The sequence below is a fragment of the Vibrio cincinnatiensis genome (genome assembly GCF_022113815.1).
Lineage (GTDB): Bacteria > Pseudomonadota > Gammaproteobacteria > Enterobacterales > Vibrionaceae > Vibrio > Vibrio cincinnatiensis_A.
In genome coordinates this window covers 93528-107677 of record NZ_SGOM01000003.1, presented here as the reverse complement: position 1 = coordinate 107677, position 14150 = coordinate 93528, and the positions used below count along the sequence as shown (strand labels likewise).

The 14150-nt window shown below is 44.5% G+C and carries 27 protein-coding genes; 24 read left to right on the top strand and 3 right to left on the bottom strand.

Annotated features, from left to right (window positions below; genetic code table 11):
- Positions 1-67: 67 nt before the first annotated feature.
- Complete coding sequence (rmf, locus tag EXA13_RS05565) at positions 68-241, top strand: ribosome modulation factor (protein ID WP_078925117.1); 174 nt, start codon at positions 68-70, stop codon at positions 239-241.
- Between the two features lie 118 nt (positions 242-359).
- On the opposite strand, the gene fabA is transcribed toward rmf, so the two are convergent.
- Complete coding sequence (gene fabA / locus EXA13_RS05560) at positions 360-878, bottom strand: bifunctional 3-hydroxydecanoyl-ACP dehydratase/trans-2-decenoyl-ACP isomerase (protein WP_238115685.1); 519 nt, start codon at positions 876-878, stop codon at positions 360-362.
- A gap of 71 nt (positions 879-949) precedes the next feature.
- The gene (locus EXA13_RS05555; protein ID WP_238132295.1) at positions 950-2593 is read right to left on the bottom strand and encodes a S16 family serine protease; all 1644 of its coding nucleotides are present in this window, start codon (positions 2591-2593) and stop codon (positions 950-952) included.
- A gap of 165 nt (positions 2594-2758) precedes the next feature.
- Here EXA13_RS05555 and matP point away from each other — a divergent pair, with 165 nt between their 5' ends.
- From matP to EXA13_RS05540, 3 genes are all read left to right on the top strand, one after another.
- Complete coding sequence (matP, locus tag EXA13_RS05550) at positions 2759-3205, top strand: macrodomain Ter protein MatP (RefSeq protein WP_238132294.1); 447 nt, start codon at positions 2759-2761, stop codon at positions 3203-3205.
- Between the two features lie 15 nt (positions 3206-3220).
- Positions 3221-3535 carry a DUF3634 family protein gene (locus EXA13_RS05545; protein ID WP_238132293.1) on the top strand — a complete coding sequence of 105 codons (315 nt, stop codon included), beginning with the start codon at positions 3221-3223 and terminating at the stop codon, positions 3533-3535.
- 128 nt (positions 3536-3663) lie between these two features.
- Complete coding sequence (locus EXA13_RS05540; protein ID WP_238132292.1) at positions 3664-4002, top strand: hypothetical protein; 339 nt, start codon at positions 3664-3666, stop codon at positions 4000-4002.
- A 123-nt stretch (positions 4003-4125) separates the two neighbouring features.
- On the opposite strand, the gene EXA13_RS05535 is transcribed toward EXA13_RS05540, so the two are convergent.
- Complete coding sequence (locus EXA13_RS05535) at positions 4126-4389, bottom strand: helix-turn-helix domain-containing protein (RefSeq protein ID WP_238132291.1); 264 nt, start codon at positions 4387-4389, stop codon at positions 4126-4128.
- A gap of 144 nt (positions 4390-4533) precedes the next feature.
- On the opposite strand from EXA13_RS05535, the gene EXA13_RS05530 reads away from it, so the two are divergent.
- From EXA13_RS05530 to EXA13_RS05435, 20 genes are all read left to right on the top strand, one after another.
- Positions 4534-4725, top strand: coding sequence for a hypothetical protein (locus tag EXA13_RS05530; RefSeq protein ID WP_238132290.1), 192 nt, complete (start codon positions 4534-4536; stop codon positions 4723-4725).
- Entirely contained in the window at positions 4722-5213 is a 492-nt protein-coding gene (locus EXA13_RS05525) for a hypothetical protein (RefSeq protein ID WP_238132289.1), read from the top strand. Before EXA13_RS05530 ends, EXA13_RS05525 begins: the two co-directional genes overlap by 4 nt.
- Positions 5210-5503 (top strand): hypothetical protein, encoded by a 294-nt coding sequence (locus EXA13_RS05520; protein WP_238132288.1) that lies wholly within the window; start codon positions 5210-5212, stop codon positions 5501-5503. Before EXA13_RS05525 ends, EXA13_RS05520 begins: the two co-directional genes overlap by 4 nt.
- Positions 5503-5679, top strand: coding sequence for a hypothetical protein (locus EXA13_RS05515; RefSeq protein ID WP_238132287.1), 177 nt, complete (start codon positions 5503-5505; stop codon positions 5677-5679). The genes EXA13_RS05520 and EXA13_RS05515 overlap by 1 nt, the downstream gene beginning before the upstream one ends.
- Before the next feature lie 4 nt (positions 5680-5683).
- Complete coding sequence (locus tag EXA13_RS05510) at positions 5684-5878, top strand: hypothetical protein (protein WP_238132286.1); 195 nt, start codon at positions 5684-5686, stop codon at positions 5876-5878.
- Complete coding sequence (locus EXA13_RS05505) at positions 5878-7863, top strand: hypothetical protein (RefSeq protein WP_238132285.1); 1986 nt, start codon at positions 5878-5880, stop codon at positions 7861-7863. Before EXA13_RS05510 ends, EXA13_RS05505 begins: the two co-directional genes overlap by 1 nt.
- Positions 7864-7889: 26 nt before the next feature.
- Positions 7890-8066: a hypothetical protein gene (locus EXA13_RS05500; RefSeq protein WP_238129948.1), complete on the top strand. Its 177-nt coding sequence runs from the start codon at positions 7890-7892 to the stop codon at positions 8064-8066.
- Positions 8047-8505: a hypothetical protein gene (locus EXA13_RS05495; protein ID WP_238132284.1), complete on the top strand. Its 459-nt coding sequence runs from the start codon at positions 8047-8049 to the stop codon at positions 8503-8505. Before EXA13_RS05500 ends, EXA13_RS05495 begins: the two co-directional genes overlap by 20 nt.
- Positions 8502-8969: a hypothetical protein gene (locus EXA13_RS05490; RefSeq protein ID WP_238132283.1), complete on the top strand. Its 468-nt coding sequence runs from the start codon at positions 8502-8504 to the stop codon at positions 8967-8969. The genes EXA13_RS05495 and EXA13_RS05490 overlap by 4 nt, the downstream gene beginning before the upstream one ends.
- Positions 8929-9645: a hypothetical protein gene (locus EXA13_RS05485; RefSeq protein WP_238132282.1), complete on the top strand. Its 717-nt coding sequence runs from the start codon at positions 8929-8931 to the stop codon at positions 9643-9645. The genes EXA13_RS05490 and EXA13_RS05485 overlap by 41 nt, the downstream gene beginning before the upstream one ends.
- 122 nt (positions 9646-9767) lie before the next feature.
- Positions 9768-9908 carry a hypothetical protein gene (locus tag EXA13_RS05480; protein ID WP_238129944.1) on the top strand — a complete coding sequence of 47 codons (141 nt, stop codon included), beginning with the start codon at positions 9768-9770 and terminating at the stop codon, positions 9906-9908.
- A 2-nt stretch (positions 9909-9910) separates the two neighbouring features.
- Positions 9911-10756 carry a major capsid protein P2 gene (locus EXA13_RS05475; protein WP_238132281.1) on the top strand — a complete coding sequence of 282 codons (846 nt, stop codon included), beginning with the start codon at positions 9911-9913 and terminating at the stop codon, positions 10754-10756.
- A 9-nt stretch (positions 10757-10765) separates the two neighbouring features.
- Positions 10766-11059, top strand: coding sequence for a hypothetical protein (locus EXA13_RS05470; RefSeq protein WP_238132280.1), 294 nt, complete (start codon positions 10766-10768; stop codon positions 11057-11059).
- Between the two features lie 2 nt (positions 11060-11061).
- Positions 11062-11211: a hypothetical protein gene (locus EXA13_RS05465; RefSeq protein ID WP_238132279.1), complete on the top strand. Its 150-nt coding sequence runs from the start codon at positions 11062-11064 to the stop codon at positions 11209-11211.
- Between the two features lie 32 nt (positions 11212-11243).
- On the top strand, positions 11244-11417 hold the full coding sequence (locus EXA13_RS05460; protein ID WP_238129940.1) for a hypothetical protein: 174 nt from the start codon (positions 11244-11246) through the stop codon (positions 11415-11417).
- Positions 11414-11779, top strand: coding sequence for a DNAase (locus EXA13_RS05455; RefSeq protein WP_238132278.1), 366 nt, complete (start codon positions 11414-11416; stop codon positions 11777-11779). Before EXA13_RS05460 ends, EXA13_RS05455 begins: the two co-directional genes overlap by 4 nt.
- Positions 11779-12156, top strand: a complete 378-nt coding sequence (locus tag EXA13_RS05450; protein WP_238132277.1) for a chemotaxis protein — start codon at positions 11779-11781, stop codon at positions 12154-12156. The genes EXA13_RS05455 and EXA13_RS05450 overlap by 1 nt, the downstream gene beginning before the upstream one ends.
- 56 nt (positions 12157-12212) lie before the next feature.
- Positions 12213-12902 carry a hypothetical protein gene (locus EXA13_RS05445; protein ID WP_238132276.1) on the top strand — a complete coding sequence of 230 codons (690 nt, stop codon included), beginning with the start codon at positions 12213-12215 and terminating at the stop codon, positions 12900-12902.
- A gap of 3 nt (positions 12903-12905) precedes the next feature.
- Positions 12906-13616, top strand: a complete 711-nt coding sequence (locus tag EXA13_RS05440; protein WP_238132275.1) for a hypothetical protein — start codon at positions 12906-12908, stop codon at positions 13614-13616.
- Positions 13617-13663: 47 nt separating this feature from the next.
- Positions 13664-14095, top strand: coding sequence for a structural protein (locus EXA13_RS05435; RefSeq protein WP_238132274.1), 432 nt, complete (start codon positions 13664-13666; stop codon positions 14093-14095).
- Positions 14096-14150 lie beyond the last annotated feature (55 nt).

The window sequence follows — 14150 nt, the reverse complement described above, 5'->3', positions numbered from 1 at the left end:
TCATAAACTTACCACATCGTTTTAATAGTTGTACGTTAAACACAAGTTACTGTATGAGGACTGCACTATGAAGAGACAAAAGCGTGATCGCCTGGAAAGAGCGCAATCTCAAGGATATAAAGCAGGGCTGAATGGCCGTTCACCTGATGAGTGTCCTTATCAACAAACGGATGCTCGTTCATATTGGCTAGGTGGTTGGCGTGATGCTAGAGATGATAAACACTCTGGTCTCTACAAATAATTTTCCACATACACTATGGATCTTAGCCCCGAAAGGGGCTATTTGCTTTTATTCTAGTGCACTATAACTGAATATTTTGTTATAAAATAAGACAGCTATATAAGCCGTCCCATCAAATTTAAAACGCAGAAGTGTCTTGAAAAAGACCCACTTTTAGATCTTTAGCTACATAAATTTCTTTACCGTCAACAAGTACACGCCCATCAGCGAGTCCCATTACTAGCTTACGATTAACAACTCGTTTCATATGAATTTCATACGTGACTTTTTTCGCTGTAGGAAGAATTTGCCCAGTAAATTTCACTTCACCCACACCCAATGCTCGGCCTTTGCCTTTACCACCAATCCAACCAAGGAAGAAACCAACTAATTGCCACATGGCATCAAGTCCTAAGCAACCTGGCATAACAGGATCACCCGGGAAATGGCAGTCAAAAAACCAAAGATCGGGTGAAATATCCAGTTCAGCAAGAATCACCCCCTTACCAAAGTCACCTTCGCTTTCTGACATTTTTGTTACACGATCCATCATTAACATATTTGGCGCAGGTAACTGAGGATAGCCTTCACCAAATAATTCACCACGGCTTGAGGCAAGAAGATCATCACGATTGTATGAATCACGTTTGTTATGCATTATTTACTACTCCAATTTCCAATAGGAAGCATGTTAGTGAACAGGTGTACGCTAAACAACTCCGATCAGTACTAGACAAACCAGTTTTTGATTCGTTCCATAATTCCATGTGGTTGAATGTGTTTTTCAAAATAGGCTATTCGAGCGGCAATCTTGCTAATTACACTTTCGTCGTCATCCCCTCTAAATGGTTTGCTCATTAGAATAGGAATCGCCTCATCAACCGTTGAGACTGGCCAAATAGTAAATTGCCCATTTTTAATGCTCTCAACCACTTGGGGATGAAGAGCCAGATGCTTTAAGTTGCTCTTAGGTAAAATAACCCCTTGCTGCCCAGTAAAACCATGATGCTGGCATACTCGATAGAAACCTTCAATTTTTTCATTCAGCCCTCCAACAGCTTGAACTCGCCCAAACTGGTCAACAGCACCGGTTACAGCGATTTGTTGGTCTATTGGATATTCAGAAAGTGCACTCACTAAAGAACAAAGTTCAGCCAGTGAAGCACTATCGCCATCCACTTCACTATAAGACTGCTCAAAAACAACAGAAGCAGAGAAGGGTAATGGGACATCCAAATCAAGCGCACTACTCACAAAGGCTTGCATTATCATCATTCCTTTTGCATGTAGATTGCCACCCAACTCAACTTTACGCTCAACATCGGCGATATCACCATCACCAAAGTGGATTACACAAGAAATCCTTGCAGGTTCACCATAAGATGTCGGATGTCCTGCAACATCAATGACCGTTAAACCATTAACTTGCCCAACTTGTTGACCTTGAGTCTCGATGATGACTTGTCCATCAAGAATATCATCCAACGCCCGTTCGGGAAGATATGAGGCTCGGTAATACCGTGATTCAATAACTTGAATCACATGTGACTTTTCAATAGTTTTCCCTTGAGACTCAATCGCTGCCTCTTCAAGTAAAGCTCGGTGCCACATTATGCAAAGTGGAGCGTAATGTTGATCTTCCGTATACCTTGCACCAGCTGTCATCACCGCTTCAATTGCTCCTACAGCCAATGGGGGTAAACGGTAACGTTCCACAATCCAGCGAAGATAGCCTAAATAGGTCGGCATTGTGCTGTGGTTGATTTTAATATCCAATTCTAGCTCACTAAATAAGCACAGACCTGCGTGAATATCGGAATCTAGGAAATCAATATCGCCGAGTTGATGACGATCACCGACAATGATCAATTTAATATTGTAGGATTGACGAGGTAGGTATTGTAATAATGAACGTTTATCACAATTAATAGGAGAAACAGACTCACCAAGTATGGCCGATTTTAGCTGCGACCAACAACGGGGATTAGCTAAAAGTAAATTAGCAGAAACAATGAGATATCCATTATGTGCTTGCTCTAGCAACCCGGTGGTTTGAGTTATAACTTGCCCATTTTCAGCTTTTACTTGCCCAAAAAGTACAGACATATCCAAACTTTCTGTCCGAATAACCGGTACTTGTGGTTGCCGAACTTGCATATGTTCTTGGAGCAAAGAGCGATAGATAGAATTATCTGGTGCATTAATAAGCAGAACTCGGCTAAAGCCCTGTATTTGTATGAAACGCTCGATTGCTTGAGAAAGACGATGCTGAGTCTGAAAAAATGTATGAACCGGCGTTTGTTCAAACTGAGCAAATAACAAGTCAAAATCGTCATACTGGGGCGTGACTAAACGCCAGATATCTTGTGTCATTGAGTCATCAAAGTGGTTAAAAGGACTGAAATTATATAGAAAAACCCCATCCACGAATAGCTTTGTTATTCTTAATGATCTCTATCGTATTTTTTGCCCCTAGAATTGAAAATTGATAAGGACAGAGTTACACTGTCACCATAATTTTATATAGGCTCGCCAAACATGAAATATCAACAACTCGAAAATCTGGAATGCGGTTGGAAATGGCAGTACTTGATGAAAAAATGGAAAGATGGGGAAATCATTACTCGGCATATTGATCGTAGTAAAGCTGAAGCCGCCATTTTACAATTGAAAGCGCTTGAATATGAACCCACATTAGTTCTCGATTGGATCGAGCAGCATATGGCTGATGCATTGGATAATAAACTGAAACAAGCGATAAGAGCTAAACGTAAGCGGCATTTTAACGCTGAACAGCTTCACACTCGTAAAAAGTCTATAGATTTAGATTATCGAGTATGGGAAAAGCTATCCTTTAGAGCAAATGAGCTTGGCTGTACTTTATCTGATGCGATTGAATATTTGCTGAGTGAAGCGTCACGCAGTGAAAAAGCAAGTCGAGCGGTAAATAGCTTGAAAGAAGATTTAAGCAAACTGTTATCTTGATTAGGAGCACACGACATGCTTTATGTCATTATTATTGCTAGCATCGTGATTTTTTGGTTAGTCGCTGTTGATAGACCCATTTTAAAAGTAAAATTTAAATCAGGACAAATTACGGCAACAAAAGGGCATTTTCCTCCAACATTTAAGCACAATGTAATTGATATTGCAGAATCGACACCTTTTGACGGTGAAATGAAGATTTACCATCAAAGAGCAGGGATGAAACTTATTTTTTCTAAAGAGGTTCCCAAAAAAATACAGCAGCGCATTCGCAATGTTTTTCCTCATCAAGGTTTTAAAAGCAGAGGAAAATCAAAGAAAAGTCACTAAATCTATGAACTGAGTAACATCACCAATTTCATTACTTTACTAAGTGCATCGAGAATCCACCCAATCACACTAACATAGCTCAACAAATTCAATATTATTCTGCTGTCATTTTTAATTAGGAAAGGCTGATGAATAAATTATCTATTTGGTTGGGGTTAATATTAAGCATTACAGTGATGACAGCTTTTGCTGATGATACAGAAAGTAACCCGACAGCAAAGAAAATTAAGCACCAGTTGGTCAAAAAACTAAAAAAGAACCAATTTTCCTTGTCTGGCTATTGTGATGTGTTTATATACATGCGTCATCTCACTGATAAAAAAGCAGAAATAAGGAAAATTACATCCACAGGCTCATCCAGCAAATGCCGTCAGATCAAACAATATATAAAGGTAGGCAAAAAGTACTCTTACCAACAGCCTGACTACATGATCAGAATTCATATTGAAGAAAAACACTTATGGTAATCTTTAACTCAGGAGCCGCCAAAGATGAAAATCTTTAATATATCAGTAAGTTAATAGAATAATCTTTTATCTATACTGCCTTTAGTCTAAGGTGCGCATTACGTATAATGTGGTAAAGCGGATTTATGACTGCCGCGCTTCATGTAACGCATTGACTAATCTAGGATTATTGTACTTATCGTCAATCAAACCATAGACGACATTTTGATCACTTTCGCCGAGCAAATCGGCGATTTTAAAAGCGGTGTCCCATTCCATTGAAGTAGCACTTTTACGCCACCTATGCAAACTGCTATGAGGAACATCAAGATATTTTGCTAATTGATACTCTGAAGTTAGGTTGAACTTAGCTTTAACTCTATTTAAAAGTAAATTTGTATAGTTCATTTTTTTAACCCTATAAGCCTCAATTTGTTAAATCATAGGCGATCATTTTGTTCATTTCACTATTTCCGCTGAGTGGACATATCTAATAATTGGAAATATTGTTTGTTCCGTCAGTTTGTGAAACAGCTTGCGGAGGCTAGAACGATGGAACGACAAATTTTAGACCCAATTCATTTGCCATGTCCCGACATGGCGGGGTGTATTAATCCCGACCCACAGAAAACCGCTAACTCTCTCGAAATGGTTGCAAAATTACGGGCCATGTTAGCAGAAAAAGCCCCAAGAAAACCTCAAGTATTCATCCCTGCACGTTTTCGCCAAGGGGGTGAAGCATGAGCCATTTTGATTTTACCAAGGTGCAATACAAGAGATTGGCTAGCGCGTATCGTGCTAGAAATATCGCATTCATGTCCTACCACTTTACTAATTTAACGCTGCGCTATGGTGGTAATTTTGCTACTGAGTTGGCGCAATCTATCGAGAAAAGCCATAAGCACTGGAATAAAACTTTTAGTAATCAAATTATGATTCGTGATTATCCAGATAGCTACACGGCTTTTTTAGCTAAGAGTGTCGCCAAGTCGCCATTTAGTTTATGGCTAGCAATTAAAAGAAATAAAAAGAGCGAAACCTTTAAAAATGCTAGCTGGTCGCCAATGCGCCGCGAACTTGTGAGACGAAACGAAATCCGCAAGCAAGAGGAAGCGCCGGAGGTGAAAACCAAAGGCGCGGAATCTTCCATAGAGCTTTGTGATTCATGCAAAAACACGTTTAAAAGTGATCATGATGTTTGTCCCGATTGCGAATTAATGGGGGATTTATGAGTCTCCCGCCAATTACTTATTATTACGAATGCAGAGCATGTGGAACGCAACAAACGTTAGAAGTTATAGCTTTCGCTGTAGCTCCTAGGCTTATTAAGTGTAAGGCTTGTAAGGGGTTTACATCTGAAATTGAGTTTAAAAGCAAAATAAAAAAAGAAAGCTATCAGAAAAGAGCGTTAAGACGGGCGGGAGAGAGTTTAATTGCAGCTTCTGAGTTAGCGCCAGAATGTGATTCTGGATTCGCTAAAAATTTACGCAGAGCGGGTGAAGTTCTAAAGGAGTTTCCTTAATGAGTCTATCTATTCTCGGCGTTTTCCTTGTCGGATTTTTTGGCTTTTTGATGGGGCGCGATTATAACCCCGCCACGTTTAAATTTACTTTTAGTGATATCGGGCACGCAATGCTAGAAGTATGGGCGCTAGTGGGTGTTATGACGTTTTTGTGTAACTGGGCTACGGTGGGCTAATGCAATGGCAACGGTTGAAATTTGGAACAACGAGAAATGTTTACCAACGGGTGAGCCGTTGCCGTTCAAACCTTCACGCAATTTCTTTCGCGCTGTGGCTGAGTGTGAATATCACACAGGAAACGCGGTTAAATACATGGCAGGAAATACGGCATTAATCGCAATTGATAAAAACCGCCGTTTCATGGTGTTTATGTAATGGAATTGATCTCAAAATTTGGCCCGCATGAAGTGGGCCTCAATCAAAACGCTTTGCTGTATGCAGTTGGAGCCATTGACCAATCAGACAAAGCAAGAAAAAACATTACCGCGCAACGTTGCGGTTTTTTTGTTTCCGATTTTCAGGAATGGAAGCAAAGCGAAGAGGAAAAGTTAAAAAATGCTGAGCAGTTAACGCCTGTTCGTGTTAAAGCAATAGAGAAACATATCCGCGAAGCGGCGGCACGAAGTGCCGGAGATAATAGGCTAGTCAAAGGGCACAAAAGTCGGACAAGTGGGAAAGAGGCATTTAAACGCTATAAATTGCAATCATCCCGCCTACACGCGCTAAAAAAGTCGATACGCGGCCCGCTAGTATTAAATCCGTATAAATACCACTCACAGCCTGATAGCGGCACTTTTGCGGCGGTAAGTCGGGGCGTAATTCTCAATAGCAACAATAAAAAATCCTTAGCAGATAAAAAACCTGTCGTAAAAATTCAGTTGCAAACCCGCGAATGGTCGCAACAAACCCGATTAATTCAAGTGATTGAAACCCCAGCGGAAAGGGCACCCGCTGAAAATAGCGGTGATAGATTCACGGAAAAACTGACCGCCCGCGCCGTAAAAAATATTTTTGAATCTGGCGCTTATGTGGCGGTGAGGCATGGCGGGTTTAAGACGTTTTTAACGTTAACGTTTGATGAAGAGCGCCGCCGCCGCGTGTTAGATGGCACAGATTTGACTGAAGACGGGCTTTTCTATTCGCCAGTGGGCTTTGTGCAAAATTTTGCGGTAAGTGTGAACGAGGTAGCGGGGCCATATACCGCTATTGAGTGGTATCGGGGCAAGATAAAAAACACAACGCTAATGAATGAAAACGGCGAAATTGCGGGGCCATACTCGCCGTTGTTCGCTAAACCAGAAAAGCTCTGGCGTGTGGTAGGTGCAAAGACAACGATAGGCGCGGAAGTGTCAGGGTTTATCAATGCACTAAAAAAAGCCAGAAAGCGCGGGTTTAAAGCGTATGTCACAGAGCGAGACAGCGAAAGCGGGCGTTTGTATTGTCCGTTTCCCAAGCAAGAAGCGTGTGTGATGCCCGAAAAATCGGATTTTCATTATCTATGGGTGGCTGAGTGTCCAGCGAACGAGGGCGGCGAACCAAACCCGCATGTGCATTTATTAATGGATTGGGACATGACGCCGGAGTTATTCATCGCCTGGTCTGAAAAGATAGAGTCACTCTGGGGGAATGGTTTTGCCAATCTGCAGCGCATCAAAAAGCCAGAGGCCGCCGGAACTTACATCATCAAAGCGGTGGGCTATGCGGCTAAGGGTGACAAGGAAAATCAAGGGATTATTCGCGGGAATCGTTATGGCATGGCCGCATGTACACGCGCACCAAAATGGGAAACACTAACAAGCTTTGAGGCCGGAAATATGGCCGGAATTATTGCAGAGCTTGGGCACAAGCTAGACAGATGGAAAAAGCCGATATTACGAAGCATTAAACGGGCTGAAAACCTGAAAGAGCAAAGCATTAAGGCGGCAGGGATAGCCAAGGCTAAAAACGATGTAGCCACGCTGGCGAAGCTAAAAAACCGAATCACACGCCTTGAAAATCAGATTAAAAATGCGCGAGCCGAAACCAAAGCGGCAGGGATGCACGTTAGCGCAAAAAACCGCTTTTGCATCACCTTTGATAAAAAAGCCGAAATCAGAATAAACCAGTTTTTAAAGTGGGCGGCAGGGGCGCGGGGATGGTCAATGACGCCGCTTTATAACGATGTGGACTTATCCGACATAAAAGAAGCGGCGCAAGTTCAATACCAGAATCAATACCACGAATTTATTGAAAAACGGGCTTATTGGGAGGCCGTCAAGCGCGACCCCTTCGAGCCTGTCACGATAAGTCGTGATGAGTTCGACAGACAAAACGCTCATTTTTGGTCGATGTATGAGCAAGCCAGTGTCTTTTATCACTAACAACAAAAATGCTAGGTAAACACAACATGAATAAAACTGAGGCAATCACTAACGAATTAGAGCTAGAAGTTAACAAAGCCGCGAAGAATCCATTATTAAAAATGGTAGCGGCTCCGCTTCGTTTGCTCTTGGTTTGGATGAAAGAAACAAACGAGCGATTAAACGCGCTTGAAAGGGGGTGTAATGTCGAAGAATCCAATTAAGGGATATGTGTGCTGTCATATGCCCGACTGCGGGGCGGTGTCCACGGTTCACGCCGTGGGTGAGCACAAAATCATAGCGGCGGGTGAACCGCCAAAAAATAAGCGGAATGTTGGGCGGCTTTACTATAACTGCCCGAATTGCGGGTTTCAGCAAGGGAAAGGGGAAGCCTTTCAAAGCTGGATAAAATCGCACATGAAAGAAAGCAAAGGTGAGCTTAAACCGCTTGAAGCTTTGCCCGCTGCGGCTTCAAATGGTGACGGGGTAACGCTTTGTGAGCCGGAAGAAGCCGAAAACAAGCCAGCTTTAGAGCTGGCAACCGAAACGCCAGCGAAGCCAATAAAAACAAGGCTTGAAGCCGCTAAGCCGTGGCTTATTGCCATGGGGGCGCTGGCCCTTTTTATTATGTATCAACTCAGAGCTAAGGAAAAAACCGCATGATTGAAGATAACGAAATGGACACTCAGGAATTAGACGCTGCAAACGACCCTAATTTTAATGAAATGCTGCAGGATTTGGGGGCGGTAGACGGCGTAGAGTCTGGGGAAGAAGAGAGCGACCAAACTAAAGAAACCGAGCTAGACCCCGCCGCCGCTGTGGCAATGGTAGAGATGGGGATGGTTATGTCAGAGCAATACATCGCTAGCGCATCGGGCTTGCCCTTTGAATTTGACGAAAAGAGCAAGGATAAGTTTCTTGCCGCTTCTGGGCCGCTAATGCAAAAACACGGTTTAACGTGGCTTGCATGGTTTGAGCAGTGGAAAGAAGAACTTATCTTTAGTGGCGCAGCGCTTGGGCTTTATCTCTCAAGCCGTAAGCAGTTAATGAAATTACAAACTGAACACATGGGAGCAAGTGCGAACGATGGCGAAAAAACCACAGATACGGCTACCGCCGCCGCGTAACAGTAACCAAGCGCTGAATGCTGAGCATGTGGTTTATATTGGGACAACCGGAAGCGGAAAAACCACGGCGGTGAAAAAAATGGGGTTAGTTCCGAAAGGCTCGCAAGCGGCCTTCTTTGACCCCTACGAAAACTACAGCGGCAAGCGATTCCAAGGTCAGCAAGTGCGGGGCTTTCGTGAGTTTGGCTCGTTTGCTAAAGCGCTGGTTGCGGGCCGAAGTGGGAAAAAGCCGTTTAAAGTAGCTTTAATCAAAGAAGCCACGCCGGAAAATGTCGAAATGTTTGCGCGCATCATTTGGGCCTTGGGGGACGGTTTAAAGCCCCAGTTTCACGTTGTAATTGAAGAATTAGCCAGCGCGAGTGAAACGGCGGGAAAACTTCAAGGAAAGGCGGGGGAGCTGTGGCGCGGCGGGCGTCAATATGGGTTAGTGATGCACGCTTGTTTCCAGCGTCCGCAAGAAGTACCCAAAACCGTGATAAGTCAATCGCCCAACTGGTGGGTGGGTGCGTTGCAATCGTCTGTTGATGCAAAATACATTAGCGATGCGCGAGGGGTTCCCATTACGCAGTTAGCAAGCCTGAAAAGTGCCAAATTTAATAAAGGCATTGCGGAGTATTTGCTTGTTGGTGAGGGTATCGGCAACATAAAACAAGGACAAATAAACTGTAAAACCTAACCCCGTAACCTAATAGGCTAAGCCATTAGCCTATTAGGTTTTACCCCCTATCTATTCCCCTTTCTTTTTCGCGTAATAAAGCCTCTTTTGTTTATTCAATACACAACAGCAAGGGCTAGAAAATGGCTTTAAACAAGAAAACACTTACTCCGATTCTCGTTACATCGGGGATCACTCTGCTTTTACTGGCAGCAATCAATAACGTTGGGGCGTTAGCTCCGGTTCGTGATTTTGTTCAGCCTAAAAAAGAAGGGTGGTTTTAATTATGGCTTTAGAAATGCTAATGACCCCATACAACCCTCGCGCTAAAGAGCTGGACCCTGTAGAGGGCGTGAACTGGGGCAATCAAGCAACACTTCGCTTGGTTTCAGGGCCAACTTATCAATATATTGATTTGGTCACGAACATCGAAGACCCAGCAGATATTGAGCGCGTCATGCTCAAATTAAACGGCAAAGAAATTGTGAACCTGACGGGCCAAGATTTGGTTGATTTGATGGAACATCGTAAGCGCTACGTTGAAAAAGGGCGCTATACCATCCCGTTTGCGGATTTGTCCTACCATACAAAAGCGGGCATTCGTACCGGTGAACTGGTCACGCTAAACGGTGAAATCTGGATGCTATACATTCAGCTAAAACACAAAGAAGCTCAGCCAGCGCCAACCATTCGCGCCCGCGCTCATACGACCCAAGCACAAAGCAAGCGTATTTATTTGCCGCGCTTGTATTCGCTTACATGGTGGGCCGCTGCGACAGGTCGTACACCATTTGATTTTGCAGAGCGTAGCCCGTTCTTATCTCTCAAGCGCATTCATTTTAAAGATGCCTCTGTGCAGCGTGTTCGTGTGCTTCGTGATGACCGCGAAGAAATGAACGTAACGAAAAAAGATAACGCGTTTGATCTGGCGTTTTGTGGGCTTGAGCAAAATGAAGGCTGGTTTACTTGTGACTTTACGCAATTTGGCTTTGGCGTTGAGTCCCGCTTACCGACCGCCGCCGCGAAGCAACTTCAATTTGAGCTGGATAAAACCGAAGTCGGAAGCGTACCGGTGATTGTCGAAGCGATTGAGCAAGTTGGGCAAATCGAAGACGGCGCGGCAAGCGCATAAGGGGCGGTCATGGCGTGGTATGACGGAATTTTAGAAACAGGTGGGGAAATCATCGGTGGCGCAGTAGACGCGGTCGGTGGTTGGACAAGCGCGGCGATTGATGATGTTTTTACATATCAAAAAGAGAGCGCGAAATCTGCCGATCCTAATGCCGCCCGCAAAGACCAAACCGACTATCAAAATAATGACGGGCGGGCCGTGGTTGTTGCTGGCCCGCTGGGCCTGAGTACTCAAACATGGGTGCTTATTGGTGGCGGTATTGTATTAGCGGGCGGATTGTATCTAGCAATGAAGGGGAAATAACAATGCCATTGATACCAATTGCTATAGCGGCAGGGTTAACGGGCGGCGGCGTGGGTTTTTTCGCGGCGGGCGGGCTTAACTCTGTGGCGAAGACTGCGGGGTATGCCGTTATTTTGGGTCTCATTTTTCTAATTGCCAAGGTGTATTTGTAATGTTGCCGAATGGGTTAACTAATAGCGGGTCAATGCCAATTAACGGCGGGGACAGTGGCCCCGCTGTATCGGGTGGAGATAATTCGAATACGTTTACCGTTGGGTCTTTAAATATGGGCGGCAGCAGTAGCGGCGGCGTTAAAAACATCGTGCTTTATGCCGTTATCGGCTTAGCGTTATACGTATTTGTTAAATCAAGAAAATGATAGAGATTAAGACGACAGATAAGGCCGCCCAAGATGCCATTAAAAAAGCGTTTCGGGCGTGTCCAGATGATTACCAAATCATGCTAGATGAAATCACGGCGGGGCGAGTGTCCATTTACCGAGTGTTTGACACGTCTCACGATGTTCTGATAGCGGGCGAAGTGGTTGAAGCGTCTTATTTTATCTGGGGTGCCGTTGGGCATGGACTAATCTCGGCAGTGCTTGAACTTAAAAAATACACGCGGGCGGCGGGTTTAAAAGAAATGAGCGCAATTACTTATTTCCCCGCTGTGGCGCGTTTGTGTAAGAAAATTTGCGAAATAGAAGATGGAACTATTTCTAACATCAAAATGGGTGTGTGATGGGCGGAAAATCGAAATCCTCAAGCAACACTACGAATAACAATACATCGGGTCAGCTTGGTATAGAGGGCGATAACCTTGGGGTGGCGCTTACAGGTGTTGCAAATTCAAGCGTAAATATAACCGCGACCGACCATGGAGCCGTTGATGCGGCGTTTAGCATGGGCGGCGAAATGATAGAAGCAATGGAAAACGTCTCACAAAACACCTTTGCTTTTACCGATAGAACGTTAGAGCGCTACAGCGCAAGTAATAGCGAAAACTTGCAGATGTTGGCGGGGTTAGCGGGAAATCAAGCGGCGCAAAATGCGGAAAATCTTGGGGCGGTGATGGAGCTTGCAAAATTTAAGCAAGACGGCGGTCCAAAGCGCAGTTAGCTGCGTTTGTTGCGGTCTTTTTCATTGCCGCCTTTGTTGTAGCGAGAGCCTAAAAAATGAAACTTTCGGTTATTAAAAATCAAGAGTTAGTGATCACCTTAGACGGTCAATATATCTATTTAAAATCGGCAGCAGGTGAGCTTGAATTTTATCGTGAAGCCAGTACTGAGCGTTTTTCTCTGTCTCGTTCGGCGGTGTACCGAGTCGTAAAAGGTGAAATTGGGCGGTTAATTGTTACCCCTAAATTTACAGGGACAGTGGAAATCATTACCGGATGGGGCGAGTTTACGCCGCCAGCGGCGGGTCAGCCCGTGGTTGTGGAAAGTCAGCCCCCCGTAGAAATTGCCGAAGGTCAAGCGGTGTCGTTGTCTGCGCCTGTTGAATTGGCTGAGGGCCAAACGGTGGCGCTGTCTGAACCTGTTGCACTGGCTGAGGGGCAAACGGTGGCGCTGTCTGAGCCTGTTGTACTGGCTGAGGGTCAAAAAGTCGAAGTGTCAGGGAAAGTAAGCGTGGCCCGAGATACGGCGGCGACACTAACAACGAATGCCGATGATTTACCGTTGTTAGTGCCGGAAAATAAAGCGCGTAGAGTCATTGTGATAAAAGCCCCACTTTCGAATGGGGCGGCGGTAATGATTAACGGTTTTTATGAATTGGACGCGGGCGAAAAAATCCAGCTAGAAACGACCGCAAGCATAGAACTAACGGGCGCGGATGGTGACCGCGTGTGTGTGTTGGAGTATTAAAAAATGATGAATGGATTAGGGACAGGAAGCACAGAAAATAAATTAGCAAGATTGGCAGAACGCGGCAGCAAAATTGATGTTGAAATTAAAGCGATCATCAATTTTAAATCGGGTATTACTCTTCCTTTCTATTTGCATGAATCAGAAGTGACCGCCGGATATAGAAAGGCGTTGCTTTGTGTGCCGGTGATCATTCTGGAAGGGTACGACTTAAAGTATTTGTCTCCCACGCCGGAAACCATATACACAATAGCGGGCGTAGAATGTTTGGCGATTTCGTTGCATAGAATGTCGCCCACTTTATGGGAATTGTTGAACAATCCGACAGAGAGCAAAGAGCCTCTTGTCAATGTTAACACGGTCTTTGAAGTAAACATGACAACCATGTTTATTCCGCATCTTGGTGAAGGATACCCGACCGCCGCCGATTTTTCGGGGCCAGTATTATGGATGGATAGAACAACATTACCCTATACCACATTGAAAAGCTTAAAGAAAAACCTTTACGGTGTTGATGGGGCTTTTGTTTTAACGTCCAATTTCTATACGGGCTCTCAGTCTGTAGATGCCAATCATTGGAATAAGCCAACGGAATTTGGCTATAACGTTGGTGTTGTGGGTGGGCCGTTAAGAATGAATGGTGGGAGTGGATATATTCGCTGTAGTGGAAGTGCGGCGGGGAAATTCTCCACGTTTCCAATGGCGGCGTTCTAATGAAGGTGACCCTTACTTTTTTAATGTTGGCGATGGTCTTTTATCTTATGAAAAACAGCAAAAAAATCGGGTTAACCGCGCCGCGTGGCGTTCGTGCCAATAACCCGCTAAATATTGAAATTAGCAGCGCGAATAACTGGCGGGGGAAAGTAACCCCATCAATTGATAAGCGCTTCGAAACGTTTAGTGATTCAAAATACGGCTTTCGCGCGGGTGCGGTAACACTGCGCAATTATCAGAGCTTGTACGGGCTCTACACACTCAATGAAATCCTTAACCGTTTTGCACCGCCGAACGAAAACAAAACCGACAATTATGCAAAATTTGTGGGTGACCAAGTAGGCGTTGGGGTAAATGAATCCATTGATTTACAAGATGGTGAAACATTAGCGCGGGTATTGCACGCAATGTCAATCATGGAAGTGGGGCGCGGGTATTACACGCTCGACGATGCGAGAAAAGGGGTAGCTATCGCATGAATATAAAAGCTTTTGCAGGTCGTGTGGCCGTGGGGGTAACGGTCGCCGTTATTAC